Origin of the sequence: Lysinibacillus sp. VIII_CA (assembly GCF_049943995.1) — a bacterium.
GTDB lineage: Bacteria > Bacillota > Bacilli > Bacillales_A > Planococcaceae > Lysinibacillus > Lysinibacillus pinottii.
The window spans coordinates 1-26,114 of the sequence record NZ_JBNFXM010000023.1 but is presented as its reverse complement, the minus strand read 5'-3'; the positions used below and the strand labels follow the sequence as shown (position 1 = coordinate 26,114).

Sequence of the window (26,114 nt, the reverse complement as noted above, 5' to 3'; positions counted from 1 at the left end):
CTATTCTACTCCCATCTAGTCGCCTTTAACGGCAGCTGAATCATTATTTTTGTTCCTACATCCAATGTACTGGTTATATGAAAATCAGCCTCTGTGCCATAAATTTCATGAATACGCTGATAAATATTCCATAAAGCCGTTCCAGTCCCTTGCTCCGATTGCATAATCCGTTTACCAAGCTGCTTTACCTGCTCTTTTCTCATGCCACAGCCGTTATCTTCTGTTAACAGGACTAGCTTATCGTTTACTCGTTGTACTTGGACAAAAATCTTTCCTTCCTTACGATTTTTAAATGCATGATAAATAGCATTTTCAACAAGAGGCTGTAATGTAAATGGTGGAATCTGTACATCGAAAAGTGATTCATCCATAAAAAACTCAACTTCGTAACGATTAGGAAACCTTGTTTGCTCAATAGATAAATATGCCTCAACATGATCAATTTCATTTTTCAATGGAATGAGCATTTGCCGTGCGCCTTGCAAATTGCTTCTAAAAAAAGTACTAAGTTTGATTAATAATGCTCTTGCCTCATCTGCATCTGTACGGATCAAGCTTGATATGGTATTAAGGCTATTAAAGAAGAAATGCGGATGCACTTGTGCCTGTAACGCTTTAATTTCAGCGTCCTTTAATAACTTCCGCTGTTGTTCAATTTCAGCATATTCAAGCTGTGAAGAGAATAGTCTACTTAAGCCCTCCGCAAGCTCCTTCTGCACCCCTGTTAATGAATCTGCTTTCGTGAAATACAGCTTGAGGCTTCCAACAGTACGATGCTGTACCATTAAAGGTAAAACAATGGCAGCGCTTAAAGGACAATCCTCATGTGGACATTGAATTTCCGTTGCCGAGGTAGCCATTAAAATTTTGCCTTCCTCTAATACTCGCTTCGTCAAAGCCGTCATAATTTCCCGATGAATTAAATGATGGTCCTCTCCAACACCAACATGTGCTAATACACCGTTTTTATCGGTAATAGCGACCGCCTCTACTTTAATTTCTCTTTTAATAATTTCAGCCACCGTTTGACAGGATTCCTCATTCAATCCTTTTCTGAAATGCTCAATCGTTTGTTGGGCAATTGAAAAAGCTTGATGTGTTTGCAATGCCTTTGTTCGTTCTTCTTCATCAATAAATGTTTTTATAATCATAAAAAATAAAAAGATTCCAAAAGCATTCATCAAAATCATTGGCATGGCAATTAACGTGACTAGCTGCAAAGCTTGCTCAAATGGTTTCGCAACAGCTAAAATCACAATCATTTGAATCGTTTCCGCACAAATTCCAATGATGACAGCTTTCTTGTAGGAAAAAGTTTGACGTATTTTGAAACGTTTGCTTAAACCACCAGTCATAAAGCCCGCTAAAATCGTCGAAATGCCACAGGCTATTGCTGTAAAGCCCCCAAGTGTCATGCGGTGAATACCTGCAATAATCCCCACGCATACACCAACAAGAGGCCCACCAAAAATACCTGCAATCGCTACACCGATCAATCTCGTATTGGCAATAGCCTCCTCAGCGTTAATCGTACTATGTATCATCTGATTTAAAGGATGTATCGTACCGCTTTCAATTTTAATCCCTGTATAACTACTAATAATACATAAGCTACTAAAGGTAATGATGAGCCATATTTTCTCCTTCGTCCCTTGCTCCTGAAATAGCTTCTCTCGAAAAAGTCTCCATCTCGACATTAAAAAGGCAAACACAATGATCAGCCCAACTCGCTCTAACATAAATAAAAATAGCTCCATCATAGGTCCCCTCTCGAAGTCATATTATTTTTTAAAGAACAGTCGATAGGAGGTATAACCAAAAATATCCCCAGGATTAATCCCCTCTATCGCTTCTAATTGATGCTTTTGAAATTGATTAGTTGCCATTTCTTTTAACATAACGGAGGTTGCTTCATCTTGTGCGAGCTCCTGAGGATACAACCATTTGGCTTCTAGTATTTCTTTCTCCTGAATGAATACTTGCTGCTGTTCATCCAGCATACGACAATAAAAAATTGCCATATTATCGCTGATATCGTCACGGATGACGCCTGTACGAAATCCAATTAACCCTGATACGCTGCAATCTATCCCTGTTTCTTCTTTTATTTCACGAATGACTGCCTCATCCACGGTTTCTCCTGCGTTAACAAATCCTGCTGGTAATGACCAACGTCCTTTCAATCCACTATAAGCCTTTTTCACCACTAACCATTGTCCAAGCTCATTAACTGTAACACCTGATACACCCAACCATATTTTCCCTCGATCTTTTCTCATAACCTTCACCTCTATATATCTATTATACCTGCTTGCTTTCAATGGAAAAAAGCTTTTATTCAGAATTTTAAGACCAATCCTTATAAAGTGAAAAAATACATTTACAATCCTCATTTGTCAATATGTTACACTTAATGAAACTCATCATTTTAGGTACGAAAGGAGATTGTATGTTACATGCACTATCAGTACGAGCAAAGTACTTTATAGTAGCCCTTATATTCGCGATACTCACGCCTTTTTTAGCCTTTTTTATGCCTCTAACCATATCGCAGACATTCTATGCTCATAGAGAGGATGTCGTCCTGATGACACCACCTAGCAACTTTATTATGCTTTTAATCGCCTTAGGATTGATTTTCTTAGTTTTACTAGTACTCGGTTTAAAAAGGAATACAAAAATCTACATCCTCGCATGTGTAATCATCTTAGGTAGTATCGTCTTAGGTTATTATTCTTTATTAAGCTATAGCGCTATAAAAAAGGAGGAAATCGTTTTTCAACAGTATCACCACCAAACTATTTATAAATGGCAAGATATAAAGGAGGTTACCTATGAATACGAAATAGGTACAGTGGGAACCTATTTTTTTCTAACAACAAACAATGAACAATTTATGATTGTGGAGAACGGACAATTTGGTCTCGACGAAAAGAGGGCCATTTATAAGCTAGCTGTTTTAAATGGGGTAAAGTTTACGGAACGCGAAAAATTGGATTAACTCAATGCGAAAAGGCTTTATTGATCTTCAGGAAAAGACCACTTTTCTGATATTTCAATATCCAGCAGGAGCTGAGAGATGATATAGATTTTCATAAAATAAAAGCCCTTCACGTCCTCACGTCCTACCTCATGGATGAATACAGAAAGGGAGAGTAAAATGATTATAAAAATGACTTCTTCTAATATGAAGGATTATAATAAATCAAACCACGGTTTTATAGTCTCAGGAAAAATTATACCGACATACAAAAATAAAGTTTGGACATTTACAGAGGAAATAGACACTGAGCCTTTTTTTAAAAAATATGAAGATGATGAAATTGACCTTAGCTACATAAACGATATGGAGAAAGCCGTATTTTTTTACTATATTGAATCCAATTGTGTAGGGCAGATTAAGTTGTGCTCTAACTGGAATGGATATGCACTTATTGAAGACATTGCTGTTGCAAAAGATTACAGAAAAGATGGCATTGGTACAGCTTTAATAAAAAAAGCCATTGAGTGGGCAAAAGAAAGGAATTACTGTGGTCTCATGCTTGAAACACAGGATATCAATGTTTCAGCCTGTCATTTTTATGCCAAAAATCAATTTGTAATAGGTGCAGTGGATACCATGCTTTATTCAAACTTTCCAACAGCAAATGAAATAGCAATTTTTTGGTATTATAGATTTTAAATAATCCGAATGCGTTGTTTAATTATGTAAAAAGGGCTTTTGTTTTAGGTTTTGATGTTTTCAAGCCATAGTAAAAGCCTCTTCAATTTGTTGTTATCAAAACAAACAAATCAAAAAGGCTTGGTATTCACAGCCCTAAATACGCTATTTTAGGGTTGTGTTTACATATAATCTGGATTGTGTACACATCAATTCTAACCGTTATTTACAATCCTTCTTCTACATTTATATGACGTTTAATTACTCACAAATCTCAGGTGTACCTTCACGCTTTGCTGTTTTGAAAGATGTACCGCAGCCACACGATGCAATGGCATTTGGATTATCAATTGTGAATTGAACGGTATACTATTCGGAAGCATGAACGCCTACTGTACGTACTTTTTTATCGATATTTGAATACGACGTATTTTGCAATACCTACGTATTGTTAAAACGATAGATTACTTTCTTACATTATATATGTAGGCGTACTAGAATCGCAAGTAACTATTTAATAGACCTTGCAGTTAATGTTGAAAGTAACGCATGTTGCTGTCTTATCACTTCATCTTTATAAGTGATTTCGCTTTCTAACATCGCACAATTTTTACAACCCACATCTTGAACGTCTATATCGTAAAACTTTTTTATAGCCTCTTTTGCTGCGTCTATAATACGAACACCTTCGTCTGCCTTTTGTTTAACATACGATATTGCTCCTACTTCTATTTCATTAAATAAAACACTTTTTCCTATAGTTTGCGAAAATGTACCGAGATAGAAATGAAACGGTGCTTTGTATCTACCAATTGCAGAGGTACTAACGCCTAGCATTTTCGCCAGTTCTGTTTGATTAATTAGTTTTGAATCCATGAACAGTGTCCCTTTCTTCCGAAACACGCGCGCGTTATAGTCAGTAATTTCTCGTTAACAACTCGAACTATACATTACCTAACAAAAATACGCAACCCTTGCAGCTCTAAGGTTCATGCGTCATTTCAGCGTTAAAAAATTGCTCATTCTCCTCTTAGTAAAAGGTACTCTAGGCGTTTAGCGGCATTCAACTTTGCGTCAGTTTTACGTCAGTCAGTCGATTCGAGGTAAACTATATTACTAGTCGTAATTCGTTACGTCTAATAACGATTCTATACGTATAAATAACTGCGTTGATTATGCGTCGAGTAGCGTTGAAATGGTCCTATGAGCACAGAAATTTTTTTTGAGACTGCGGTGGTTTTAAACGGTAACCCCCAAATGAAAAAAAGTTGCGCGCAAGGTCAGATCACCAGAATGCGCCAGTCAGAATCGAGGCCTTTGGGGGTCACGCACTTTCAACGCAAAAAAGAACGATCAAGCGACGTTTGCTCAATCGTTTATAATCGTTTGTTCTTTCCGTTTACGTTTCTCACGCGCTAATGTAGCGACTGAAATTCCTGTCTTTGCTTCGACTTCTTTATAACTATTCGATTCCAATAGCTGCATTGCAGTGTCTAAGCGTTTCTTATCAAATTTCTTCGGTCTACCTTCTCGGAAATCATCACGCTGCTTTGCGATTGCTTTGCCTTCTTGCGTTCGTTCAATTATTAAATTTCGTTCCATTTCAGCGACAGCTAATAGCGTAGTGAGGAAGAAGCGTCCCATAGTCGTATTCTCTAATAGTCCTACGTTAAGTACGTGCACGCGCACACCACGCTCGAATAACGCCTCGACAACATCGATACCCTCTCTAGTGTTACGTGCTAACCGGTCTAGTTTCGTTACCACTAACGTATCACCTTCCGTTAACAACGACATAACTTCATTAAATACAGGTCGATCCGTCTTAGTCCCCGTGAACTTCTCTTTATAGATTTCCGTACAGCCTTCCGATTCTAACAACTGAATTTGCGACTCTAAATCTTGCGCTACTGTTGACACTCGAGCATATCCGTATTTAGCCATTATATCGCTCCTAACTTTTGATAATAAGTTTTGATAACGTTTATAAGGCTATCTTATCGTATCGGCAAAACGTTGTCAATACTGTTAAGTTATGATAATACGATAGCGTTCATAATCTTTGCGTTAAAATAGCGTCATACTCGAACCCCTCGAGTTTCAGACCGCCCCGTCCAATCCGACTACCTGCCCGGTGTATCTGCGTTAACATTACGTTATCTTACTTATGTAAATCGTACAAAATCCGAGTTCCTTCTATTATATGTGCGTTAAAACTGCGTCATATAGCGAAGTAATGTGACTTCCCAAAGTGTTTTAAGAGCGCGTCCATAAACGGCGTCTGCCCGATATTTTGCGCCCCAAAACGTTTTCAAACAGGTAAAAATGTAACATTCAAATTGCGTCATATATGATGATTCGCACGATTCGCAATGTCACCTCTACGTTAAACCTAGCACTGTCCTTACGTAGTTGTGATCGCTCATTATCGCCTCAATAGACAGTTTTCTACGTCTGGTACGACGGTGAAACTCTCTCGAATAGTGTTCGCTCATAAGATCATACTGACGCTCTAACTCGTACTGATAAACGTAGTCATAGTGTTTCCAACGATATAGCGTCATTCTCGTAACGCCGACTAATTGCGCGACCTGTTCTTGCGTTAAATATCCGTCATTTTGAGCGAGTAGAACAATCGCAGTAACCTTCGATTCGTGTCGCTTTAGTTCCCGCATAAGGCGGGCTTTTTCCGTATCTGATACTAGGTACGGTTTATAGAATCGTTTTCCGACTATCACCTAATCACCTTCTTTCCGTTAAATAAAAAAAGACGGCAAGCACCGATGTAAATTCGATGCCCGCCCGTTTGCCCTAACCCGCTTGATACATTTCCCTCTCTATCGCCTTCGCTAATTTGAAAGCAATCGTGTCAATATCCGCATCTTCACGAATGACAATCTGCTCTGCTAACTTCGCGATGCTAATTCCACCGCCGGCTTGTCCATTACGATATGCGTCAGCCTCTTGACGATTAAGTACGGCCTCGCCCTTGTGCAAAACGGCTCGATACCCGTCATACCTTACGTTGTCCAAGCCGTGATAATGCGATCCGTCCGGTTTACCACCTTTACCACCGCCAAATAAGTTTCCAACGAATGAAAATGTTGTACTTACGCCTTTTGTTACCCAGTCCGGTAACTTAACGTTACCTAAAAAGCCGATAAAGTCTTTTACGTGTCCGTAAGCTGTTGAAACCCACCCACTTAACGTTTCGAACCATCCTTGTAGAGTTGATAGAACGCCAGAAAACGTATCGAATGCAGCTTTGACGACAGTAGTAATGAAGTCGATAAATGGCGCCAGGATGTTATCCCATACCCATTTAATTACACTAGAAAGTTTCTCAAACCCCCACGCAAGACCTTCTAAAATAGGCTTTGCTATTGTCCATAAAGTTGAGAATAGTTGCACCACAAACGAAATTGCTGGGGCGATTACGTTACTGTAAACGATCATTACGACGTCTCCGAGCATCTGTATCCAGTCCCATAAACCGCTTAAAATTGGCGAAATAATATCCCATGCGCTAGATAGAATATCGGACACCGTAGACCAAGCGGTTGAAAATGTTGCTTTCAGACGCTCAAAGACCGGCATGAATTGCGTTACTTTTTCGGAGATATACGCTTTGACTTCTTCGAACTTGGTCTTAAGCAATTCAAACGAACCTTTGCCGAAAATCTCATCAAATAGTCCGCCTACTCCACCTTTTTTAAACGCATTTATTAGCTCGGAAACTTTAGTTTTAATTCCGTTTATTACTGCGTTTACTTTTTTAGCTACACCAGGCGGAAATAATGCGTTGATTAAGCCACTTGTACCTCCGGATTTGAATGCGGAAAATAAAGATTTCACCTTGCCGATAATACCGTCAATTGCACCACGGAATGTTTCGCTATTATCGTATAACGCCTTGAATCCGACTGCCGCAGCTGCTATTCCCATCGCTATTAAGCTAATAGGATTCGCTAACGCTGCTATCGTCCCTACTACAGCTAACGCAGCTACAAACGTGCCGATTGCTCCGGCTGCGTATGCGATAGGTTCTCGCCATTTAACGAATAGATCATACAATGCGATGGCTTTATCGGTTGCTTTACCTAGAAAACTCCCCAATTTGTCACTAATACTTTTTACATCTAACTTACCGATTGAATCATTAATACGCTTCAAAAAGTCGCCTAATTTTGTATTTGATGCCTTACCCATGTCGCGGAAGATTGTGCTGGTACGTTCTTTAAGACTGTTCCATCTACCGAGCGTTGTCGCTCCCATCTTTTCAACAACATCATCAGTAATGTTCATTTTAGCGAGAACAGCGTCTAGTCCTTTAATTTGTTCTGCAAAAGACAGACCTTTCAACGGATTTATGTCTGCCCTATTCATATCAAATCGGTCGACGATTGATTCTGCATCACCACTAGCTAATGCCTTAAATGAGTATACCGCGCCATCGACACCCTGATCTGGATTGAGTGCATTTAACTTTTCGATAGTAGACCACGCTTTTTCAAGCGTCCCCATATCCTTCGTTAATGTTAAAAGACCTTTTGAACCACTTACCATATCTGCAGAATTTAATAGCGGACTGTCAATCGCAACCGTATCAATCATCTTCATATACTGTTTGTACTTACCCGCATCATTCATCATAGAAGCGAGAATTGTAGAACTTTGTTCATATCGCGCGGCAGCCCCTATCGTTGACTCGAATAATTTTGCAGCTCCTTGGGCACCTACATATGCGCTCGCAAGTCCGACAAGTGTGCTTTGCAGACCACCGAATGATGCGCTAAGTCCGTTTGAACTAACGTGTAATCGACTAATGCTCGCACCGAAGCCGTTCATACGATTCGACGTGGATGATACTGCGCCACCAAGCTTATTAGTCGCCGATTGCGCTTGCGACATACTGTTGCTAGTCATTTTGCTAGTTTTGTTCATTCGGTCCATCATCTGCGTGAGTTTACGCATTTGCGACGAACCCTGGTCACGCATCTTAAAGATTGCTGTCAGATTTATCGCCATTAGATGCGATCAACTCTCTTTGCCACTATTTCCGCTAAACGATCGGCTTGTTGGCTTGCTGCAATATATCGTTTGCGTGCGCTCATATCACCATTTGCATATTCGATTGCAGCGTTTAATGCCTCTAATCGTTTGCGTGCGTGATTCGCTTGTATCCGACCACTCATTGCGATTGCTAAAAGTGGCACTTTAAAATCGGTTGCTTTTTTGACCATTAATTGCGGTACTTTACCGTGCAATCGCTCTACTTCAACTACAAACGTAGCCGCAGCGAGTATTACTTCGTTATCGCCTAGTATTTGTGTTACTTCCTGTCTGCGGTGATTTATTTTCATTTCTCGCATCCCCTTTGCGTTTTATGAATAGAAAAAGGCACAACGTCGATTAAAACGTCATGCCTTGCGTTAATATTGCGTTATTCAGTTTGTCATTTACTACGCGTCCACTGGCTTAATCGTCTGTGAAGTAATCGCAGGCGCATGAGAAACTCTCGGTTGTTTTGCTTGCTCTGCAACTAACGCCTGTTGTCGTTCGAACGCTGCTTTGACTGCAAAATATCGTTCAACATAATAAACTCCTGCATATGACGCCTTATCTGCTAAGAAAGCTAAGTTATGCGCATCGATTTTTTCGTCTGAAATATCGACTTGTGATACGTTAAATCCTTCCGGTAATTTTTCTTTTAACCGATCATCGCCTTTAATTACTGCTGTTCCATCTTCTCGGTAATAAATTTTAATCATGTATTGTCGTCTCCATTCGTTATTTGTTTGTGAAAATAAAAAGGCGGAGTGATTTCCGCCTGTTACTCGCTTATTACGTGTGTTCCTGCCATGCCTCCAAATGTCTCAACTTTTCCGTCAAGGATGCCTAGCGCTTTTTCCGGATCATTGATGTGATTTGCTATTGCGCCAATATACGTTTTAACAGTGGCGTGCTGAGGCGACCCCTCACGGAACAATTTAATGTCCTCACCGCCGCTAAAGTAAGCTAGGATATCGTTTGCTTTCGCAACTTCCGGCGTAATTGCCTTGGCCTGAACGCTAGTATAAATGCGCGTTAGTGCTTGTTTATGCATAGGACTATCATCGATAGCAGTTACTGTCTGAATAAGCGAAGGGAACGTTTTTTGTAGTTCGGTAGCATAATAAGGTTCATCATATTTTGATTGAAAAGCGTCAATTGCTTTAATTGCTGTATCTACGTTTGTACTAAGCATGATGGACGTCTGTAAAGCTGCGAGTTCTTGCTCGAACAATTTAACGTCTACTGTATTAGATGGTGGCTTAATAGCTTCTGTTTTCATCTTCTTAGCAAGTGCTGTAGCTTCTGCAGCAACCTTTGCGTATTCGGCTTTTTCTTTTGCTACCACCCCAAATAATTCGCGAGCTGCTTCTTGCTTTAACTCCTCTAATTTAGCCTTTTGACCGTGAGCTGTAAGATGTTTATCCGCTCTAATTTTAGATATTTCTTCATCCATTCCTTGCTTTAGTTGAATAGCGATTGTTGTACCAAATTTCGATTGAATTTCATAGCCTTTATCAAATAACTCGTTTAATTTTTGAATTGTCATATTTAATTACCGTCCTTTTTAAAATTTTTGTATTGCTTTATAGTCGTGCTTTTCTAGGTATTCATGAATTTCTTTTCTTACTCTCTCTTCATACTCGAGCATTTCCTCGGAGTCGTAACTATGAGGTACGTGAAATGTTTTAATTACCCTGCCACCTGGCACTTTGTGAACTTTATAAATATACTCAAACTCACCATAATGACCTGCTTGTCGTTCGTATTTATCCACTACAACGTCCATGCTAATCACCGTCCTTTAACAGCTGTTGAATTACGTAATTAGCCGCCTCTGATTGCACAAAATATCGAGCATCAAGCGTAGCAACTTCCAGCGGTAAAAATATACGGCGCTGGCGTTCGCCTTCGTCAATATAGATACAATGCTCTTTGTTATCATTGCTGTAATAAATCTGCATTAGTAAAACACCGTCCCGTTTATAATTTTTGGTTTCGGATATCGCTGCCCGATGATTTCGATACCGTTTTTGTTATACTGCTTTTTACAACGCTTCGGCTTTGCTCGCTTGCCCTCACTCTGATAGTTCGATGAATACCTCTTACGCTCCATTCAGTTCCAACTCCTCTTTTTTGTCATTAAAATAGCGACACAAGTCGTATTTTTCACGCTGTGCCGCAGTCATTTCTCGTAGTTTATAAAGTGTTATCCAACTGCTGTTAACGTCTCCCGCGTTATATCTGTAGACGCCTCGCTCGATTTTTTGCATTGTTTCGCCTCATTTCTCCGAATTTCTACCGCCTCGTCTCGTAAGTGACCTATCATCTGCTCGACTTCAATGTCGGTTAACTCCCTTTTAATCAATCCACCTATAAAGCGTCGCACAAATGGACGCAATAGTTCCGGTTTAAATCGCTCGGGATATTTATCGAAGGCTTCTATCGCAAATAAATCATGCTTTGTACTATTACAAGACCTACACGCAGGCAAGACATTAGCTTCAATATTGACTCCACCGTAACTACTTGATTGCGGGTATACATGGTCACAAGTCGCGACTACATTGCCGTCAGTAAAGTCACAACCACAATATACACACGCCTCCGTCAAAATGGTTTCGATATACGCAGCACTTACCATCGGTATAGTTTGTCCGGCTTTAACGGCATATGCGTAAGCACGTTGTCGAGCGTATTCACCGTTCTCTCTTCTGTGCTGCTTCCTACACTCGTTACAGATATTCTGACGCCCTGTTTTACTCTTGGCATCACGGCGGAATAGCTCGTTTGCTTTTGTCTCTTTACAGATACGGCACTCAATTGTTTTAACTTCACTCTTATTCTTTTTCATATCCCTCAATCTCTCCCTCAATCGTTTTTATAGTTTGGAGTATCTCGTCTCGCACCTTGATTCCAGATGCTTGTACTCCTGCTAAAGCTGTTAGATATTTGATTAATAGCTGTAACCGCTCATTCACTCGCTCACCTCCTCAAAACGCTTTACTTTTGACTTTCAATGTGTTATTGTGTAATCATGGATAATTCCATTTATTTTTTCGAAATCTCGTAAAAAAATAATAAAACTTTCATCTATCGGAAACTTACGAGCAATCGAAGCTCGCAGACGCTCACTCGGAGCATATCGTCCACTTTCTACCGCGGCAATCCCACTGTAAGAGAAGCCCAACAGCTTTGCAAACGACCGTTGGGACTCACCATTAAAAAGACGGATTGCCTTCACCGTATTACCATTCATCACATATAACCACCTTTCTATATTTTGCTTACATTCTCCCTAAAATAAATGCGGGCATCAACTGCCCCTCTACTACTATATGGCTTTCCAATACGGTAACTACGCGCTTTCTCTCTGTTTTTGCGAACGTTTTTTCGCATTTTCTACCTCACAGTGAGATTGATGAGAACGTCGCCATTCGCCGGTTACTTTGTCCTGTATTCTGCCGTGTTGCAAGTCACAGATATGACGTCTATTATCGTGAGCATAAAATACGTTCCCACACTCGATGCACTCACGCACTCGTTTAACGTCCAACCGTCTGATGCGTCGCAAAGCATCGTCATAATCGTATCCATCGTTAGCATACAGACGAGCATAACCTTTTGCTTTCGCCTTTTCTAGACGCAGCACTCGTTTGAATTTACGGACCGTCATCGTTTCTTCTCCATCTATACCGTTTTCAATTACCGTCTCTCCTACGACCGATTGTTGTTGAACTACACTAAACTCCGACATATCATACTCCGACATCACCGTCTGTTTTGGCAGACCGTATTTGCGCAATTGCACAGACTCCTCAGTACTATCGCGATCTTCTTCATCTTGCGAGTAAATGCCAACAAGTCGTTTTCGGTCGTTCACATTGTCACGGAACAGCTTTTCAACTCCATGTACCGGATACTCAGTCTCACGCTCCTCGACCTGGTCAATTCTCATAATGAAGTCTCCCAATATTTCACCGATCGTACACGAACGCGAGAAGTCTTTCAGACGAGTCGCAGGATGACGAAGAAACGCCTTGTCTAATTTTATTTTCCCTGGATCAGCGTACTCAGTAGTAAACGCCTCTGTCATAGCGATACGTTCCTTAATCGCCAATGAATCATTCGTGTAATGCTTGTACCACAAATCATAAATAGCAAGTTGCGCTTTAGCTTCTTCACGACTGATTTGATACATAGCCATCAATCCATTTTCAATTGTTTCAATTGGTTCTGTTACTTTGATTTCAGTAGTTTTAGTAGTCATACAAACTCCCCTTTTTTGTAGTTTTTGTATTTTCATAGTGTCCCTTTTCGGTACAAATAACTAATATATAACTCATACCGTAGTTAACGAGCCCAACGATTACCTAGCTCCTTGCGTGATATAACTCTACGTAACTCTTGAATATCTAATAGCTGATACGTAACGTCGATCAAAGACTGATTCGGCAAAACATCAACACATTTGTCGTCAGCTTGCGGTTTATCAATTAAAATTCGATAGCGATTCGGTTTATAAAAAGCATGTCCTTTTTGACTACTTATCGCTCTATCAATCTCGCCTTTACGTACATATTCGATAAATCCAACCGCAACAAGCTTTTTCACAGCCGACTGTATCGTTTCGTGCGACTTTGTTTCTATCATCCTCATAGCGGTTCTAGTAGTTAAATAGAAAGTCTTGCCGTATCTTTTGGACGTAATCAACATCGCATAAGCCAATTGTTTCTGTCGGAACGTACCGACTCCCAAAACTGCGAGTATTTCCGACTTATAGACTTTCACAGCTATATCATCGTTACCTAACTTGTAGCCACGTTCGAACGCCAATTTTACGATCCGTTCCGTTTCCTTCTGCCAATACTCCGCTGTACTTCCTTCACTGAAATATTCGTTAGGCGTAGCGAGTAATATCGACATAATTAAATCAATTGCTTCGGCTTCTCCATACCCTTGCGAATTACAAAACGCAGCAAGTAGGACCGTCGTTTCATGGCGTGTATTACTGAATAGTAGCTGTCCGGCTTTTAATATGCCGATAACTTTCGACTGAGCCTTTTCGTGGCTAACAGCCGTCACATCAACGTTAGTACGCTCAACAACTTCTCTAAATTCCGCCTCTTGCTCAGGCGTTAATTCAATCAGTGCGTCGAGTATGAGCGCATGATCCATCGGCTCAACATCGTTTAAATAATCGAATGATTCGATAGGCTCTAGCGTCTCGCGATCAACGAACCAACAACGCGCGCCAGTCTTTTGATTTATTCCGAGAGGCAGCTTTACCGCCTGTGCGTATGTCGGACGATATTCAACCTTTTCGCTCGGCAAATCCGCAATCTTAATTACTTGTCTGTAGAAAGACTTTGCATCATCAGACGAAATCGGCACATCAAAGAACAAATCGACATGATAGCCTTTATTCCCGCTGAATGAAACGTGAATATCTGCTGCTGGTATATTGAAATCATTCTCTAAAGCGTAAATCAGTTTCAACGTAGACCATCGCGCTAATACCTGGTCGTCAGCGTAGTCCACATCGAACGTTATAAATTTGTTAACACTGTTACCATTGAACACCCCGTAAGTATTCACGCCTTTTAAATGGCGCTCTATTAAACTATCAGTCAAAGTCCACACGCTTGGATTCTTATAACCGTCCAATGTGATGTAGTTCTGCTGAGTCTGGATGATGTAACGCTTACGCGCACTAATGTAAAGCTCACTAATTTTCGCAATTGTGTCGTTCAGTTCCTGTCGTTTCAATCCTCATCGCCCCTTTTGTGATATTTCTGCTAACGCCTGGTTAAAATGTTCGTTTACTTCAAAAATGAATACAACGTTACCCGGACGTGCCGTTGACGTGTCGACATCGATCATCTTACAGCCCCTTGCAAGCAAGTCACGCGCAACCCTCATAGATAAAATACATTTCGTTAACATAATAAGCCCCCTTATAAGTGTCCCTTTTCGGTACAAATAACTAATATATAACTAGGAATGAAGTTAAGTAGCTAATCAGTTGAGTAGTAGGTGCTAGGTGGGTAGTCTAAGATGTCCGATTCCAAGCTGACCGTATTGTGAAAAACGTATAGCTTCAAACCCTCATATCGCTCACTCATCATCTGCGCAATCAAGTTATGTCCTCGCTCCATTAACGAGATGGAAACACCTAAATCTTTTACAATCAAAATCTGTTTATCGCTCATTTTAAAACCTCCATAATTAATTTTGTTAAACCACTTGCATTGCTGTTCATCCTCCTGTATAATGACAATATAAATAAAAGAATGTTATCATAAGTGAAGTCTGCACGAAAATAGACGTATCACTCTCCATTATATCGGTCCCTGCTTGCAAATGTAAAGCAGTTTTTTGTATTTTTTTAAACTTTTTTCCTCCATTTCCATTCAGCCTTACTCCCTCTAAGCGTTAAGCCACTTTCAATATGCAATATTCGTGCCGCCTTGTTCTCACTTTATGCCACGTGGCATATTTTCCGTCTAACTCAATTTCGGATATCCGATAATTTTCTTCCTACTATATTTCGCACACTAAAACGTCCTATTTTGGGACAACTTTTCGAAAATATTTATTCCTATTCAATTCTCCTTTCGTTTTAGGTATTCTAGCCTTCGCATGATAAATACGTCGATTTGCGATTTAAAACCGTTTCTAGCCACGTTTATAAAGGCGAAATAAAGGCACTATGCTTTGTTCGTCCGAAATTCGGATAATCGAACGTCAAAAATTTTGACAATCAAGTCAGCTTACATATGAGCTAAGCACGTAATAGAAAAACGGCTACTCTGCAAAGTAACCGTCTCCAATCGCAGTTGGCGCTACGATTACGTTACTAGATACTTGTTGGCGCAAGCTCTAACGAATATTTACCGATTCTGTTGGCGCAGGATCAGCGTTATATATGATTCCGTGGCAATGGATCTCATAAGACGTTATGTTTCTCTCTTTCTAAATCCGACTTGTTGGCGCAAGTAGGACTCAGCAACATCTGATACGGTTTTATCATTCGCCATAATGGCGGTTGATTAACCAACACCGGTGTCGGATTAACAGTAATAAAAATGTCGGGAACCGTGGTTCTCAACTTCATACATGTATTTACCGTATGAAATACGGGTATTTCGCTCTGCAACGCGTCGTACATGTATTCATGAATGTATATTTACATGTTTTTATACCCGTATTTATTAAACGTCACAAATGACGTTATCTATGACGTCATCACTCCTATTCGAAATCGGAAAACGTTAAATAATGCTTAAATTAACGTCATCTGTAGCAAATTCCGTATTATCCACCGTATCAAATTCCTGTATCAGCGTCCGATACCGTATTAAACTACGTATTAAGCTAACAATCTCGGTGCTTGCGTTAAGATTTCTAACAGATCGACAGGCTTGCGCGTGTCTAGTCCAGCAAATAATACAGCTGCTTCATCGCTCCAAGCAAAGTGAACTTCATTATCTCCGATGTGTAACGTTGCTTCATCTGCATAACCTGGTTGCTTATAAACTTCTAAATGTACTCCGTCGAAAATCTCTGTTCTTAATACTTCCAAAGTAAAGCCAGGCTCAATATTAATGATTTGCGTTTGTGTGTTCATAAAAACAACCTCCCGTTTAGTTTATCGCTACAAAAATAAATACTCCTATTGCTATATAAAACGCTGTTACTGCACAATACCAAGTTTTCAATTCATCTTCTGAACCATCCTCAGCAAAGAAATAATTCTCAACCTTTTGCGCTGCGTTAGCTGCTTGTTCCGTGAGTAACTTTACATACGACTTGATATAACTACGTTCAAAGGACTGTGACGACGATTTACGAGCTGTCGACTGCCTCATACGTCTGTCCCTCGCACAAATCCGAATTCTTTTCCTTCGATGATAATTGCGGAATACCAATCGTTGATAATAACCGTAACTTGTTCGCTTAATTTAATTGTCATACGCTCTTACCTCCGTTTGTTTTACTTCTTGATATCAATATATCGCATATACGATATATCGTCAACACTTATTTACGAATAAGTTATAAAACGATACAATTAGGGTTATAATAGTTATGAAGGGGCTGGGTAGTAATGAGAAAAATACATATTAAACTTGCTGAGATACTAAAAGAAAGAGGTATGACACAGGCGCAAATTGCGAATCTAGCTGATATTCGACCTAATGCAATTTCAAATCTATGTAGAGGTTATGTGGATCGCTTATCAATCGAACATTTAGAAAAGTTATGTGAGGCACTACAATTGGCTAGTATAAACGATTTAATTGAATTAGAACCCAACAAAAAAGACGACGGCCAATAACGGCTATCGTCTCTCTTTTTTATTTACTTTGCTTTTTATGCGATTTCTTTTTCTGTAGTGGGATACCAACATCATTTGCATGATTGATAATTTTAGCGGCCAATTCTGCAGCCATCTCTTTTTTCGATTTACCCATCGTGACACCTCCGAAAGTACTATGTACAAGCAGTATCACCAGGCTTCTAAAATTTTAATCATAAGAGCCACTCCCCCGACGTACTTTGTGGAGTAGCTACTTAACTACAGTGTAGCAAACTTAAATCCGCTTTGGGAGGCGAGAGAAGTGCAAAAGGGGAGCGTTAGGAAGGTTCGGTCCGATAAGAAACGTGAGGTAAAGCCCACTATCCACATTGAATTAAAAGACACGATTTATCGAATCAGCTATGTAGTCGATACCCCAGTCAAAGATATCGCTGAGACAATTTGTTTATTTGGACTTAATTCGCGGAAGGTCATCACTCACCTATCCGAACATTTCAAACGTAACGTAAGATTCCACAACACGCTGTTTATGGGGGATATAGAAAGACCGTCAGTTCAACGACTTAAACCTGGGACTAGAACAGAAAGGATCAGCACTAGATTAAAGCAGACTGATTACGAAAATCTAGTAACACTCGCATTTGCCCTCGATGTAACACCTTCGCGAGCTGCTGCATTACTACTTGATGCTAGTATCCGTCACAGCGACTTCGTAAATAGTTACTTCCAACAACATCTAAGCGAAACTCTTGATTTCAACCGAATGGTAGAATTAAAGAAGATTATTAGCTTTATAAATACGAACAGCCCTTATGATGAAACAATATCTTGGCTCGCATTAGTTTCATATATCTACGCAGAAATAAAAGATAGCGCAGTCTCTTTCAATGATACGCTTCATGATTTTATCGACAAGTGGAAGTAAGTAATTTTATTTACGCTCTATGTATTTATTTTGATATTTTAATAGTTTTACGCTTGACAGTATTTTAGGCTTACCGCCATCATGGAGCCGGCAACATGGACAACGGCTTGGACGCAGTTCGTCTGCCTACACGCTGATAGTACGAAATAATAGACGTAGTTATCAGTCATGTAAGACAGACGAACGCAATTTACATGGATCAGTATAACTATGGTATCCGTATTGTATCGCCGTATGTATTCGCGAGCATTTCTACTCAACAGACCTACTCGCTACTACTGCCCCCACGAGGTAAGCTAAACTACGATTTGTCGTAGAGTGCTTTGTATGGTCTGTCCTACGCGCTCCTTAAAGCGCCAGTCCTTCCACTCCTGCCCGTTAATGGTCGGCAGCACCATTCAGACAACTAAGGCACATACGGCGACCTTATAGTGTTGTCCTAACGATAATTATTGCGTCGGCTATCGTACAAACCGGTCAAGTTTAGCGTGTTACTAGGTTTCCACGTTGGACTACCGAAAATAGGCGCACTTAAATAAGCCTAGACGTTGTAATTTTTTCGAAAAGGCTGTACAATAGCGTTACATTGGTGTGTATGCTATCGTTCTATCGGTAGTCATATTCAGTTAAGGTCGAGTGTTAGCGCACTCGGCTTTTTCTTTTTTATTTGCGTATTTTTGTTCTCAGTTTCCGTAAAGGTGAATACTCTAAGTGCTTAACCTGTATATCACCGTCAGTCATCTGCACATATCTGCGAGTCATCGTAATACTGGAATGACCTAAAATTCGCATTAGCGTATATGGATCACCGCCATTTAAAATGAAATTGCGTGCAAACGTATGTCTCCATGTATGTGCGGTACTTCGAATTTCTTTACCAACTCCGGTAACATCTCCGTAATATTTCAATCGTTTATTCATCTGCGTATCGCGTACTTCTTCACCGTAACAAGATAAGAAAATACGTTTCGCTTCCGGGAAATGCTGCTTATTCTCGTCTACCAACTCAAATAGAAGTTTTAATGTATCCTGCGAAATTGGTACGACTCTATATCGTCGATTTTTATTAAACTCCGCACCTAAATGAATACAACGAGTCTTTACGTCAATTGATTCAGGTGTAATTGAAAGCAATTCATTCATTCGCATTCCCGTATCCAATAGACAGATTTGAAAAACATAATCCCGGAATCCTACGTAAGTACGTTGATCGCAGGCGTTTATTAGTGCTTCAATTTGTTCATCAGTAAACGATTCAATTTTGTCTATATCGTCTTTTTGGCATCTGATATTATCCATCGGACTTACGCGTACCATGTTCTCCGCCTTCCAAAAGTTGAAGGCTACCTTTAAAGCTCTAATACGCATATTAATAGTTGCAGACGATAAACCTTTGCCATAGTCACCGTTCATGTATTTGTGATTTTTAAAGCGCGGTGCTTCCTCTGTTAAATAACGAATGTAATCACGGCACATTGTCGATGTAATATCGTTAACATATCGAACCTTATAATCAGCCTCGAATAACCATTCGGTAAAATAACGCCAAGTGTTCGAATAATCCTCTTGCGTCCTTCTCCGAATACCTTCGCCAATCTTAGCGGTAATGAAATAATTCCACCCGTCAGACAGACCGATTTTATGTACGGCCCTAATCGATTCATTTTCACGCGCCTCTACTCTTGCTCTACGTCGTTTAATTGAACGATTTTCAGACATAAAAAAACGCTCCCTTCCGTATCGATTTTCAATACGTAAGAAAGCGCAATTTAGCGTTAATATTCATATATCCGATAGAAACCAACTAACAACTAGTCGGTATAAATACGTAAGCATGACGTCCTACTGTCCGTTCAATTCGTTAATCACAAATCTCAGGTGTACCTTCACGCTTTGCTGTTTTGAAAGATGTACCGCAGCCACACGATGCAATGGCATTTGGATTATCAATTGTGAAGCCACCGCCCATTAGCGATTGTTTATAGTCAATTTTTGTTCCCATCAAAATCGGCGCATCTTCACGGGAAACAAGAATTGTTAAACCATGTTGTACATCTACAAAGTCATCCTCTTTTTTCTCTTGATCAAAATGCATGCCATAGGATAGTCCACTACAGCCGCCACCGTTTACTACTACACGTAAAAAAGAACCTTGCTCTTCGTTATGCTCCATCATTTCATTAATATGAAAGCCGGCAGCCTGTGTAATTTCAATAACTTGCTTTGTACTTGTCATCCCCATCACCTTCCTTCTTACGTATTATCATATCAATTTTGACCAATGTATGACAAACATTCAGCTTCAAGGTAAATTTTAGTGATAGTTCTTATATTTTTCACATGTTTAGGATTTTTTGTTCATGCTTCTAACAGCTCCATTGGTATAATAGTTACAATGACTTCTATGTAGGGGGTAATATATATGGATATTTCACCGTATTATGAAAAACAAATTCAATGTTTGAATTGTAAAAAGGATTTTCCGACGTTAAAAGTACGTTCTAAATTTATTAAAGTAGAACATACAGAAACCGATTTCCACCCTATTTACACAGATGATGTGAATGCGCTTTATTACAATGTCTTCGTTTGCGAGCATTGTGGCTTTTCGTTTACAGAGGACTTTACAAAATATTTTGCACCAGGTATTCAAGATGAAATACACACACAAATTACAAAAAAGTGGGTGCATCATGATTTTAAGGGAGAGCGTACTGTTTTTCAGGCCATACAAGCTTATAAATTAGCTTTCCTCTGTGGCACAATAAAAAAAGAAAAACATGTCGCTATTGCTGGTTTAGCTTTACGTCTTGCTTGGCTTTACCGTTCGCTCAAAAATAGTGGGCAAGAGGAACGCTTTATGAAACTAGCACGTGATCATTATATGGAATCGTACTCCACAGAAGATTACAGTTCTACACAAATGTCTGCTGTACGCATCATGTATATGATTGCGGAATTATCAAGAAGAATCGGAGACATTGAAAATGCGACACGTTTCTTTTCGAGAGTGATTGAAAAACAAAGTAGCGGTGGCGAGGCTAAAATTGTAGATATGGCAAAAGAGCAATGGGCTATCATCCGTGAAGAAAAAGAACATGCGCGCCACATATAATTTAAAAAAAGTTCTAGTCTGAGATTCAGCTAGAACTTTTTAATGTCTTAGAATACTTGCTCTACTTCCACAATACCTGGTACTTCTTCCAATAATGCACGTTCAATACCAGCTTTCAATGTAATAGTAGAACTTGGGCAACTGCCACAAGCACCTAATAAACGTAATTTTACAACGCCATCCTCAACATCTACTAATTCACAGTCTCCACCGTCACGTAGTAAGAATGGACGTAATTTATCTAATACCTCTTGAACTTGGTCGTTAATTGTTGCTTCTGCCATTTTATCTCGACTCCTTTCCTTATAATGATTATAATGTTAGCAACAGAAAAAATCCAATATTGAATCACAAGGAGAGAAAATACGATGCAACCAACTAAACCTATGATTGAAATTTATGGAACAGCTGTAATTTGCGCTAGCTGTGTCAATGCTCCATCTTCCAAAGATACATATGAGTGGCTACAAGCAGCTATCGATCGAAAATATCCAGATCAACAATACGATATTCGCTATATCGATATTGAAGGACCAATTGAGAATGAACGTGATCAAGACTATGCGACTCGTATCCAGGAGGATGAGTTTTTCTATCCGCTTGTCCTCATAAATAATGAAGTTGTAGGCGAAGGTTATGTACAGCTGAAACCGGTATTTACTGCACTTGAAGGTTTAGGTTTTGTCCCAGATGAAACAGTATAACCAAAGCTAAGGGATTGTTTCAAATGGAAACAATCCCTTTTACTAACTAATCATTTTGACGTTTATAATACCATAATAGTCCGGATTTCATTAAACGAGCAATACGGCCTGTAACTGTTGTATCTGCCAAATAGACAAAGCCTTGTTTTTTACCAAGCGCACCCATGAAACCTTTTAATTTAATTTCTGGCATTTTTTCAGGTAATTGTTCGCCCTTCCAACGCATACGAAGTACTTTTACAATTAGCTCTGCTTGTTCCTCTGCTAACTGTGCCGTTGGAGGTAAATCTGAGGAAGCACAATCCCCAACAATATATACATGTTCATCGTCAAGTACATTAAAATACTGTGTTACTAGTGGACGACCATGTTTATCCTTCTCAACATCCATATCACGTACGATTTTGACAGGCTGTACGCCAGCAGTCCATACCACCTTGTCGAGTAAAATTTCTTCCTCATGATTGAAAATTTTACCTTGTTCCACTTTAGTAATATTGGAATTGGCAATAACATCAACGTTATGCTTAACAAACCAATCTTTTACATATTTACTTAATTTTTCTGGGAAATCCTTTAAAATACGTGGCCCTCGGTCAAATAGCTTAATTTTTAAATCAGATCGACTTTCACGGAGCTCACTTGCAAGTTCAATACCACTTAAGCCAGCCCCTACAATCCCAACTGTAGAACCAGCAGGTAAACCACATAGCGCTTGAAGTGTGGCACGTGATTGCCCCATCGTTTGAATGCTATAAGTGTACTCCTCTGCACCCGGTACACCATGATATTTATCTTCGCAACCAAGACCAACGACTAAATCATCATATTCAATACGTTGTCCATCTTCTAAAACGACTACTTTTTCCGCACGATTAATTTCAGTTATTTCTCCATATACAGGCGTTAAACGTTCATGCTCAGGGAAGCTTACACGAATTTCTTTATCGGTAGCAGTTCCTGCTGCTAGCGCATAAAACTCCGTTTTTAAACTATGGAAAGGGGCTCTATCTACTATGACTACCTCTCTGTCTAATGGCAGATTATTTAATAGACGAAGCATGACACGCATATTGCCATAGCCGCCACCTAAAAGTACTAATTTACCCATAATATTCTCCTTTTATATCTCTTTTAATAATTGTTCACAAAGTATCCACAAACGAGTATAACCGATTGTGAGAAGTTTCACAATATCAGAATGAAATTTTGTGAAAGATTTCACAAAATAAATGAAAAGATGTTCATTTCGATAGACTTTTAAGCAATTAATAACGGTTTTCCCTTTATTTTTTATATAAAAACACTTTAATACTTTCAACTTAAATAATTGACGAAATTCGTAAAACCGAGTAGCATTACTTTGGTGAGGTGACATGGATGAATCCAATGGTTGAATTTTGTATTAGTAATTTAGCAAATGGCTCTCAAGCAACTTATGAAGTACTCGAACGCGATCCGAATATTGACGTTTTGGAATATGGCTGCCTCAGTTATTGTACAAAGTGCTCAGAATCTTTTTATGCTATTGTCAATGGTGAATTAGTAGAAGCTGATTCTCCAGAAGCGTTAACGAAAGCCATTTATCAGTTTATTGAAGAAAACCCTTTATGGTAGGTTCCTAAAACGCACCTATATAAATAAATTTGAACAAAAAAAATGGATGTTATGCTAATAAATCTGCATAACATCCTTTATTTATTGTAGCGCATCCACTACATATGTAGGTTGAAGTTCTTTCTCTTGTACAACCTTTGTGGGCGTAACGCCTGTATTCACATGGATTGTATCACAGCCAAAATTAATACCGCACATAATGTCCGTATCATAATTATCACCAATCATAACCATGTCTTCTTTAGAAAAATTGTGTTCTGTCGCAATCACTTCTAGGATAGCAGGTGATGGCTTTCCTATATAAATAGGATCAACGCCCGCAACCTCTCCTACTAAACGAGCAAAAGAACCATTCCCTGGTAAGAAGCCATATTCTGTTGGGAACTTAATATCCTGATTAGTGGCAATAAAAATTGCTCCTTTTTGGACAAAAATTGCCGCTCTAGCAAGTGCCATATAATCAAGCGTTCGATCAATCCCCATGACAAATACATCCGCCTCGTCTTCAACAGGCACAATATTTTCACTAAGTAATGCCTGACGAATACCATCTGAACCCATCATAGCTACTTTTTTTCCTGCATAATGGAGTGCTACATACTTCGCTGTGACGGACGCACTTGAATAAATATGCTCTAATGGTGCACGAATCCCTATAGACAGTAAAGCATCTTGCAGTTGTTCTCGCGTTTTAGAAGAGTTATTCGTGACATAAAAAGGCTCAATTCCTGCTTGCTGTAAGCGATGAATAAATGCAATCGCAGAAGGAATTCCTTCCTTTCCACGGTAAACAGTGCCGTCTAAATCAAAGCAATAGGCCTTATACGCTCTCATTGATGATCCTCTGGTAAAAATGCAGAAACTGGGCCTAGCTCATTTGTTAAATAATGATGGACTGCAGGTGAAAATTGCTTTAATGCCGATAAATTGGCTGTAAGTACGTGTATAACTTCATCAATATCTACTTCTATAAACTCACGTACAAGCATTTTACGCAAGCCAACAACTGCTTTATATGGTGCCTCCATTTCAGCAACTACGACTTTTTCATCGATTAATATATCAATAATATCCTCGTAGCTTCCTGGATCGCGCATTATGAAACCGTCAATCATTAAATTTCCTACGTCCATCATTGACTCCATAATGTTGTGTCCAATTCGCTCGATAGCTAATTTCTTTATATCATTTTGAGACCAGTTATTCTCTGTCTCCAAAATGGCTAATAGCCCATCTAAGTACTGTAAATTTTTTGTGATTTTATTACGATCTACAAAATACACAAGGAAAGCCCCCATTCAAATCTTTAAAAGTTGATAGTCTTTTCTCTTCTATAGTACCATAACTATAGGACTGGAAGGAGATTAAAAGATGGAACGTTTTTTTTTATATGATGATGTAGAAGATACAAAAACACGCTTTGTTAGCTTTGCAGGAAAAAAACTACGCTATGATTTAGCGATATTACAATCTGGCCGCTTCTTTGGGAAAGTACTTGTCATGGATATTCAATTTGGTCGCTTTGCTATTATTGGCCCTGATGATGTAGAAGAGCCTGGCTATTTAGAACATGTTTACAATCGGACAGAAGACGAAACCGAAGAACTTCGAGAATATTTACGTGAACTATTGAATTAACACCCTTTTTACAGGGTGTTTTTTGTATGACATCATTACATTGCACTAGATATTTTTCTGAGGATTTTTAAATCAAGATAAAAAAATTCCGCTCACCAGTCGGCTTTTGCGAAATCTTTTAAGGTCGATTATTTATTGAGCGTGGATGGATTATCCTTATTATGTGGCTTGTCTTTATTTTCATTGTCATTTTGCTTTTTCGCTTCATTATTTTGACCAATAACGCCTAAATCATCTACACTAATATCAAAACCATATCCGTATTCTTCACGATCTAGGTGCTTTTTATTGCGCTTATCCTTCGTCAACATCATCACCTCCACTCATAAATTATCCCTTTTTCAAAGTTTTATACTTCTTGTACCTTCATTGCTTAAGCTGTTGCATCTTTTATGATCCATCGCGCAGCTCTCATCAAATCAGGAAAAATTGCATCTGCTAAGGGGTCATCCTCGCCTAAAAATACGCCCTTTGTACCCGCTTGTTTTCCCGCTATAATATCTGTATCCGTATCGCCAACCATATAGGATTTCGATAAATCAATGTTATATTTCTTTCCTAAATCAATAATGAGCTTACTATTAGGTTTTCTACAGGCACAGCCCGACTTAGGCTTATGGGGACAATAAACAACTTCATGAATTATGGCGCCTTTTTTCTTTAGCTCCTTCACCATATGTTCATGTATTTTTTGCAAACCACTCTCGCTCATAAAACCTAAACCCACGCCACCCTGATTTGTCACAACAAAAATATAGTCAAAATGTTTATTTAATTTTCGAATGGCTTCTGGAACTTGGGGTAAAAAGTATAAATCCCTAGGTTTATTAACAAATTTCACACGTTTTGTTAATACTTCATTGATCACACCATCACGGTCTAAAAAGACGGCTCTTTTCATTTGTATCTCACCTTTAATCAGCTGTTTTGAGCTTTATTATTCCCCAATTATACAAAAGCTAATAAAAACAAAGAAAAAACTTGATGTATCATCACATCAAGTCAGACTGTAGACAAACTCAAAAAATTTGAGAGTTTGCCTACAGTCTTTTTTCTTTTACAATGAAATAAAGTAAAGC

The 26,114-nt window shown here is 39.2% G+C and carries 36 protein-coding genes and 1 pseudogene; 8 read left to right on the top strand and 29 right to left on the bottom strand.

From position 1 onward, the window contains the following. Positions 1–5: 5 nt before the first annotated feature. Positions 6–1,757: a sensor histidine kinase gene (locus ACP3VS_RS21010; protein ID WP_036160556.1), complete on the bottom strand. Its 1,752-nt coding sequence runs from the start codon at positions 1,755–1,757 to the stop codon at positions 6–8. A gap of 24 nt (positions 1,758–1,781) precedes the next feature. Beyond that, the gene (locus ACP3VS_RS21005; RefSeq protein ID WP_036166463.1) at positions 1,782–2,279 is read right to left on the bottom strand and encodes an NUDIX hydrolase; all 498 of its coding nucleotides are present in this window, start codon (positions 2,277–2,279) and stop codon (positions 1,782–1,784) included. A 308-nt stretch (positions 2,280–2,587) separates the two neighbouring features. Here ACP3VS_RS21005 and ACP3VS_RS21000 point away from each other — a divergent pair, with 308 nt between their 5' ends. Both ACP3VS_RS21000 and ACP3VS_RS20995 read left to right on the top strand, forming a co-directional pair. Beyond that, positions 2,588–3,001 carry a hypothetical protein gene (locus tag ACP3VS_RS21000; protein WP_230584516.1) on the top strand — a complete coding sequence of 138 codons (414 nt, stop codon included), beginning with the start codon at positions 2,588–2,590 and terminating at the stop codon, positions 2,999–3,001. 159 nt (positions 3,002–3,160) lie between these two features. Beyond that, on the top strand, positions 3,161–3,682 hold the full coding sequence (locus ACP3VS_RS20995; RefSeq protein WP_426389872.1) for a GNAT family N-acetyltransferase: 522 nt from the start codon (positions 3,161–3,163) through the stop codon (positions 3,680–3,682). A 240-nt stretch (positions 3,683–3,922) separates the two neighbouring features. Here the strand turns inward: ACP3VS_RS20995 and ACP3VS_RS20990 are convergent. From ACP3VS_RS20990 to ACP3VS_RS20900, 19 genes and pseudogenes are all read right to left on the bottom strand, one after another. Beyond that, positions 3,923–4,018: pseudogene (locus tag ACP3VS_RS20990) on the bottom strand (iron-sulfur cluster assembly accessory protein); the annotation flags it as partial. A 153-nt stretch (positions 4,019–4,171) separates the two neighbouring features. Further along, the gene (locus ACP3VS_RS20985) at positions 4,172–4,537 is read right to left on the bottom strand and encodes a hypothetical protein (RefSeq protein WP_217581611.1); all 366 of its coding nucleotides are present in this window, start codon (positions 4,535–4,537) and stop codon (positions 4,172–4,174) included. A 492-nt stretch (positions 4,538–5,029) separates the two neighbouring features. Next, on the bottom strand, positions 5,030–5,605 hold the full coding sequence (locus ACP3VS_RS20980) for a recombinase family protein (protein ID WP_426389871.1): 576 nt from the start codon (positions 5,603–5,605) through the stop codon (positions 5,030–5,032). A 437-nt stretch (positions 5,606–6,042) separates the two neighbouring features. Continuing rightward, positions 6,043–6,336 carry a phBC6A51 family helix-turn-helix protein gene (locus ACP3VS_RS20975; RefSeq protein ID WP_426389889.1) on the bottom strand — a complete coding sequence of 98 codons (294 nt, stop codon included), beginning with the start codon at positions 6,334–6,336 and terminating at the stop codon, positions 6,043–6,045. Positions 6,337–6,472: 136 nt separating this feature from the next. Next, positions 6,473–8,635 carry a phage tail protein gene (locus ACP3VS_RS20970; RefSeq protein WP_426389869.1) on the bottom strand — a complete coding sequence of 721 codons (2,163 nt, stop codon included), beginning with the start codon at positions 8,633–8,635 and terminating at the stop codon, positions 6,473–6,475. Between the two features lie 53 nt (positions 8,636–8,688). Continuing rightward, positions 8,689–9,024 (bottom strand): hypothetical protein, encoded by a 336-nt coding sequence (locus ACP3VS_RS20965; protein ID WP_426389867.1) that lies wholly within the window; start codon positions 9,022–9,024, stop codon positions 8,689–8,691. A gap of 99 nt (positions 9,025–9,123) precedes the next feature. Next, positions 9,124–9,432: a hypothetical protein gene (locus tag ACP3VS_RS20960; RefSeq protein WP_426389865.1), complete on the bottom strand. Its 309-nt coding sequence runs from the start codon at positions 9,430–9,432 to the stop codon at positions 9,124–9,126. A 62-nt stretch (positions 9,433–9,494) separates the two neighbouring features. Then, positions 9,495–10,262, bottom strand: coding sequence for a hypothetical protein (locus ACP3VS_RS20955; protein WP_426389863.1), 768 nt, complete (start codon positions 10,260–10,262; stop codon positions 9,495–9,497). An 18-nt stretch (positions 10,263–10,280) separates the two neighbouring features. Next, positions 10,281–10,502 (bottom strand): hypothetical protein, encoded by a 222-nt coding sequence (locus tag ACP3VS_RS20950; protein ID WP_426389861.1) that lies wholly within the window; start codon positions 10,500–10,502, stop codon positions 10,281–10,283. A gap of 1 nt (position 10,503) precedes the next feature. After that, positions 10,504–10,677 carry a hypothetical protein gene (locus tag ACP3VS_RS20945; RefSeq protein ID WP_426389859.1) on the bottom strand — a complete coding sequence of 58 codons (174 nt, stop codon included), beginning with the start codon at positions 10,675–10,677 and terminating at the stop codon, positions 10,504–10,506. Positions 10,678–10,922: 245 nt separating this feature from the next. After that, on the bottom strand, positions 10,923–11,588 hold the full coding sequence (locus tag ACP3VS_RS20940) for an HNH endonuclease (RefSeq protein WP_426389858.1): 666 nt from the start codon (positions 11,586–11,588) through the stop codon (positions 10,923–10,925). Further along, complete coding sequence (locus ACP3VS_RS20935; protein ID WP_426389856.1) at positions 11,554–11,694, bottom strand: hypothetical protein; 141 nt, start codon at positions 11,692–11,694, stop codon at positions 11,554–11,556. The genes ACP3VS_RS20940 and ACP3VS_RS20935 overlap by 35 nt, the downstream gene beginning before the upstream one ends. 35 nt (positions 11,695–11,729) lie before the next feature. Then, on the bottom strand, positions 11,730–11,972 hold the full coding sequence (locus ACP3VS_RS20930) for a helix-turn-helix transcriptional regulator (RefSeq protein WP_322611508.1): 243 nt from the start codon (positions 11,970–11,972) through the stop codon (positions 11,730–11,732). 99 nt (positions 11,973–12,071) lie between these two features. Continuing rightward, positions 12,072–12,983, bottom strand: a complete 912-nt coding sequence (locus ACP3VS_RS20925; protein WP_426389854.1) for a hypothetical protein — start codon at positions 12,981–12,983, stop codon at positions 12,072–12,074. Positions 12,984–13,066: 83 nt separating this feature from the next. Continuing rightward, the gene (locus tag ACP3VS_RS20920) at positions 13,067–14,482 is read right to left on the bottom strand and encodes a TOTE conflict system archaeo-eukaryotic primase domain-containing protein (RefSeq protein ID WP_426389852.1); all 1,416 of its coding nucleotides are present in this window, start codon (positions 14,480–14,482) and stop codon (positions 13,067–13,069) included. Positions 14,483–14,485: 3 nt separating this feature from the next. Next, positions 14,486–14,659: a hypothetical protein gene (locus ACP3VS_RS20915; protein ID WP_166672233.1), complete on the bottom strand. Its 174-nt coding sequence runs from the start codon at positions 14,657–14,659 to the stop codon at positions 14,486–14,488. A 71-nt stretch (positions 14,660–14,730) separates the two neighbouring features. Continuing rightward, entirely contained in the window at positions 14,731–14,925 is a 195-nt protein-coding gene (locus ACP3VS_RS20910; protein WP_426389850.1) for a hypothetical protein, read from the bottom strand. 1,160 nt (positions 14,926–16,085) lie between these two features. Continuing rightward, positions 16,086–16,343, bottom strand: a complete 258-nt coding sequence (locus ACP3VS_RS20905; protein WP_426389848.1) for a hypothetical protein — start codon at positions 16,341–16,343, stop codon at positions 16,086–16,088. Between the two features lie 16 nt (positions 16,344–16,359). After that, complete coding sequence (locus tag ACP3VS_RS20900) at positions 16,360–16,584, bottom strand: hypothetical protein (RefSeq protein ID WP_403008818.1); 225 nt, start codon at positions 16,582–16,584, stop codon at positions 16,360–16,362. Between the two features lie 239 nt (positions 16,585–16,823). Between ACP3VS_RS20900 and ACP3VS_RS20895 the strand changes: the two genes are divergently transcribed. Together ACP3VS_RS20895 and ACP3VS_RS20890 are read left to right on the top strand one after the other, a co-directional pair. Beyond that, positions 16,824–17,054 (top strand): helix-turn-helix domain-containing protein, encoded by a 231-nt coding sequence (locus ACP3VS_RS20895; protein ID WP_403008815.1) that lies wholly within the window; start codon positions 16,824–16,826, stop codon positions 17,052–17,054. Positions 17,055–17,337: 283 nt separating this feature from the next. Further along, positions 17,338–17,961: a hypothetical protein gene (locus ACP3VS_RS20890; RefSeq protein WP_426389846.1), complete on the top strand. Its 624-nt coding sequence runs from the start codon at positions 17,338–17,340 to the stop codon at positions 17,959–17,961. 663 nt (positions 17,962–18,624) lie between these two features. Here ACP3VS_RS20890 and ACP3VS_RS20885 read toward each other — a convergent pair. Beyond that, positions 18,625–19,680, bottom strand: coding sequence for a tyrosine-type recombinase/integrase (locus ACP3VS_RS20885; RefSeq protein WP_426389844.1), 1,056 nt, complete (start codon positions 19,678–19,680; stop codon positions 18,625–18,627). Between the two features lie 142 nt (positions 19,681–19,822). Then, positions 19,823–20,197 carry a HesB/IscA family protein gene (locus ACP3VS_RS20880; protein ID WP_426389843.1) on the bottom strand — a complete coding sequence of 125 codons (375 nt, stop codon included), beginning with the start codon at positions 20,195–20,197 and terminating at the stop codon, positions 19,823–19,825. A 186-nt stretch (positions 20,198–20,383) separates the two neighbouring features. Between ACP3VS_RS20880 and ACP3VS_RS20875 the strand changes: the two genes are divergently transcribed. Further along, positions 20,384–21,076: a DUF2225 domain-containing protein gene (locus tag ACP3VS_RS20875; protein WP_012292350.1), complete on the top strand. Its 693-nt coding sequence runs from the start codon at positions 20,384–20,386 to the stop codon at positions 21,074–21,076. Positions 21,077–21,123: 47 nt separating this feature from the next. On the opposite strand, the gene ACP3VS_RS20870 is transcribed toward ACP3VS_RS20875, so the two are convergent. Continuing rightward, positions 21,124–21,360: a NifU family protein gene (locus ACP3VS_RS20870; protein ID WP_004228295.1), complete on the bottom strand. Its 237-nt coding sequence runs from the start codon at positions 21,358–21,360 to the stop codon at positions 21,124–21,126. 84 nt (positions 21,361–21,444) lie between these two features. Between ACP3VS_RS20870 and ACP3VS_RS20865 the strand changes: the two genes are divergently transcribed. Beyond that, on the top strand, positions 21,445–21,780 hold the full coding sequence (locus tag ACP3VS_RS20865; RefSeq protein ID WP_031418558.1) for a YuzD family protein: 336 nt from the start codon (positions 21,445–21,447) through the stop codon (positions 21,778–21,780). 46 nt (positions 21,781–21,826) lie between these two features. Here ACP3VS_RS20865 and ACP3VS_RS20860 read toward each other — a convergent pair whose 3' ends face one another. Then, complete coding sequence (locus ACP3VS_RS20860; RefSeq protein ID WP_036166460.1) at positions 21,827–22,891, bottom strand: NAD(P)/FAD-dependent oxidoreductase; 1,065 nt, start codon at positions 22,889–22,891, stop codon at positions 21,827–21,829. 269 nt (positions 22,892–23,160) lie between these two features. Between ACP3VS_RS20860 and ACP3VS_RS20855 the strand changes: the two genes are divergently transcribed. Continuing rightward, positions 23,161–23,397, top strand: a complete 237-nt coding sequence (locus tag ACP3VS_RS20855) for a YuzB family protein (protein WP_008178065.1) — start codon at positions 23,161–23,163, stop codon at positions 23,395–23,397. Between the two features lie 81 nt (positions 23,398–23,478). Here the strand turns inward: ACP3VS_RS20855 and ACP3VS_RS20850 are convergent, their stop codons facing one another. Together ACP3VS_RS20850 and ACP3VS_RS20845 are read right to left on the bottom strand one after the other, a co-directional pair. After that, entirely contained in the window at positions 23,479–24,231 is a 753-nt protein-coding gene (locus ACP3VS_RS20850; RefSeq protein WP_031418561.1) for a TIGR01457 family HAD-type hydrolase, read from the bottom strand. Continuing rightward, on the bottom strand, positions 24,228–24,680 hold the full coding sequence (locus tag ACP3VS_RS20845; protein WP_031418562.1) for a DUF86 domain-containing protein: 453 nt from the start codon (positions 24,678–24,680) through the stop codon (positions 24,228–24,230). Before ACP3VS_RS20845 ends, ACP3VS_RS20850 begins: the two co-directional genes overlap by 4 nt. A gap of 88 nt (positions 24,681–24,768) precedes the next feature. Between ACP3VS_RS20845 and ACP3VS_RS20840 the strand changes: the two genes are divergently transcribed. Continuing rightward, positions 24,769–25,035 (top strand): DUF3055 domain-containing protein, encoded by a 267-nt coding sequence (locus ACP3VS_RS20840; protein ID WP_008178058.1) that lies wholly within the window; start codon positions 24,769–24,771, stop codon positions 25,033–25,035. 128 nt (positions 25,036–25,163) lie between these two features. Here the strand turns inward: ACP3VS_RS20840 and ACP3VS_RS20835 are convergent, their stop codons facing one another. Together ACP3VS_RS20835 and ACP3VS_RS20830 are read right to left on the bottom strand one after the other, a co-directional pair. After that, positions 25,164–25,346 (bottom strand): hypothetical protein, encoded by a 183-nt coding sequence (locus ACP3VS_RS20835; protein WP_031418564.1) that lies wholly within the window; start codon positions 25,344–25,346, stop codon positions 25,164–25,166. 62 nt (positions 25,347–25,408) lie between these two features. Beyond that, on the bottom strand, positions 25,409–25,936 hold the full coding sequence (locus ACP3VS_RS20830) for a D-glycero-alpha-D-manno-heptose-1,7-bisphosphate 7-phosphatase (RefSeq protein ID WP_012292342.1): 528 nt from the start codon (positions 25,934–25,936) through the stop codon (positions 25,409–25,411). Between the last annotated feature and the right edge of the window lie 178 nt (positions 25,937–26,114).

Excerpts from the sequence above, each read along its gene's own strand:
- ACP3VS_RS21010 (WP_036160556.1), bottom strand. The coding sequence starts at position 1,757 with ATGGAGCTATTTTTATTTATGTTAGAGCGAGTTGGGCTGATCATTGTG.
- ACP3VS_RS21005 (WP_036166463.1), bottom strand. The coding sequence starts at position 2,279 with ATGAGAAAAGATCGAGGGAAAATATGGTTGGGTGTATCAGGTGTTACA.
- ACP3VS_RS21000 (WP_230584516.1), top strand. The coding sequence starts at position 2,588 with ATGACACCACCTAGCAACTTTATTATGCTTTTAATCGCCTTAGGATTG.
- ACP3VS_RS20995 (WP_426389872.1), top strand. The coding sequence starts at position 3,161 with ATGATTATAAAAATGACTTCTTCTAATATGAAGGATTATAATAAATCA.
- ACP3VS_RS20985 (WP_217581611.1), bottom strand. The coding sequence starts at position 4,537 with ATGGATTCAAAACTAATTAATCAAACAGAACTGGCGAAAATGCTAGGC.
- ACP3VS_RS20980 (WP_426389871.1), bottom strand. The coding sequence starts at position 5,605 with ATGGCTAAATACGGATATGCTCGAGTGTCAACAGTAGCGCAAGATTTA.
- ACP3VS_RS20975 (WP_426389889.1), bottom strand. The coding sequence starts at position 6,336 with ATGCGGGAACTAAAGCGACACGAATCGAAGGTTACTGCGATTGTTCTA.
- ACP3VS_RS20970 (WP_426389869.1), bottom strand. The coding sequence starts at position 8,635 with ATGCGTAAACTCACGCAGATGATGGACCGAATGAACAAAACTAGCAAA.
- ACP3VS_RS20965 (WP_426389867.1), bottom strand. The coding sequence starts at position 9,024 with ATGAAAATAAATCACCGCAGACAGGAAGTAACACAAATACTAGGCGAT.
- ACP3VS_RS20960 (WP_426389865.1), bottom strand. The coding sequence starts at position 9,432 with ATGATTAAAATTTATTACCGAGAAGATGGAACAGCAGTAATTAAAGGC.
- ACP3VS_RS20955 (WP_426389863.1), bottom strand. The coding sequence starts at position 10,262 with ATGACAATTCAAAAATTAAACGAGTTATTTGATAAAGGCTATGAAATT.
- ACP3VS_RS20950 (WP_426389861.1), bottom strand. The coding sequence starts at position 10,502 with ATGGACGTTGTAGTGGATAAATACGAACGACAAGCAGGTCATTATGGT.
- ACP3VS_RS20945 (WP_426389859.1), bottom strand. The coding sequence starts at position 10,677 with ATGCAGATTTATTACAGCAATGATAACAAAGAGCATTGTATCTATATT.
- ACP3VS_RS20930 (WP_322611508.1), bottom strand. The coding sequence starts at position 11,972 with ATGAATGGTAATACGGTGAAGGCAATCCGTCTTTTTAATGGTGAGTCC.
- ACP3VS_RS20925 (WP_426389854.1), bottom strand. The coding sequence starts at position 12,983 with ATGACTACTAAAACTACTGAAATCAAAGTAACAGAACCAATTGAAACA.
- ACP3VS_RS20915 (WP_166672233.1), bottom strand. The coding sequence starts at position 14,659 with ATGTTAACGAAATGTATTTTATCTATGAGGGTTGCGCGTGACTTGCTT.
- ACP3VS_RS20910 (WP_426389850.1), bottom strand. The coding sequence starts at position 14,925 with ATGAGCGATAAACAGATTTTGATTGTAAAAGATTTAGGTGTTTCCATC.
- ACP3VS_RS20905 (WP_426389848.1), bottom strand. The coding sequence starts at position 16,343 with ATGAACACACAAACGCAAATCATTAATATTGAGCCTGGCTTTACTTTG.
- ACP3VS_RS20900 (WP_403008818.1), bottom strand. The coding sequence starts at position 16,584 with ATGAGGCAGTCGACAGCTCGTAAATCGTCGTCACAGTCCTTTGAACGT.
- ACP3VS_RS20895 (WP_403008815.1), top strand. The coding sequence starts at position 16,824 with ATGAGAAAAATACATATTAAACTTGCTGAGATACTAAAAGAAAGAGGT.
- ACP3VS_RS20885 (WP_426389844.1), bottom strand. The coding sequence starts at position 19,680 with ATGTCTGAAAATCGTTCAATTAAACGACGTAGAGCAAGAGTAGAGGCG.
- ACP3VS_RS20880 (WP_426389843.1), bottom strand. The coding sequence starts at position 20,197 with ATGACAAGTACAAAGCAAGTTATTGAAATTACACAGGCTGCCGGCTTT.
- ACP3VS_RS20875 (WP_012292350.1), top strand. The coding sequence starts at position 20,384 with ATGGATATTTCACCGTATTATGAAAAACAAATTCAATGTTTGAATTGT.
- ACP3VS_RS20870 (WP_004228295.1), bottom strand. The coding sequence starts at position 21,360 with ATGGCAGAAGCAACAATTAACGACCAAGTTCAAGAGGTATTAGATAAA.
- ACP3VS_RS20865 (WP_031418558.1), top strand. The coding sequence starts at position 21,445 with ATGCAACCAACTAAACCTATGATTGAAATTTATGGAACAGCTGTAATT.
- ACP3VS_RS20860 (WP_036166460.1), bottom strand. The coding sequence starts at position 22,891 with ATGGGTAAATTAGTACTTTTAGGTGGCGGCTATGGCAATATGCGTGTC.
- ACP3VS_RS20855 (WP_008178065.1), top strand. The coding sequence starts at position 23,161 with ATGAATCCAATGGTTGAATTTTGTATTAGTAATTTAGCAAATGGCTCT.
- ACP3VS_RS20850 (WP_031418561.1), bottom strand. The coding sequence starts at position 24,231 with ATGAGAGCGTATAAGGCCTATTGCTTTGATTTAGACGGCACTGTTTAC.
- ACP3VS_RS20840 (WP_008178058.1), top strand. The coding sequence starts at position 24,769 with ATGGAACGTTTTTTTTTATATGATGATGTAGAAGATACAAAAACACGC.
- ACP3VS_RS20835 (WP_031418564.1), bottom strand. The coding sequence starts at position 25,346 with ATGTTGACGAAGGATAAGCGCAATAAAAAGCACCTAGATCGTGAAGAA.
- ACP3VS_RS20830 (WP_012292342.1), bottom strand. The coding sequence starts at position 25,936 with ATGAAAAGAGCCGTCTTTTTAGACCGTGATGGTGTGATCAATGAAGTA.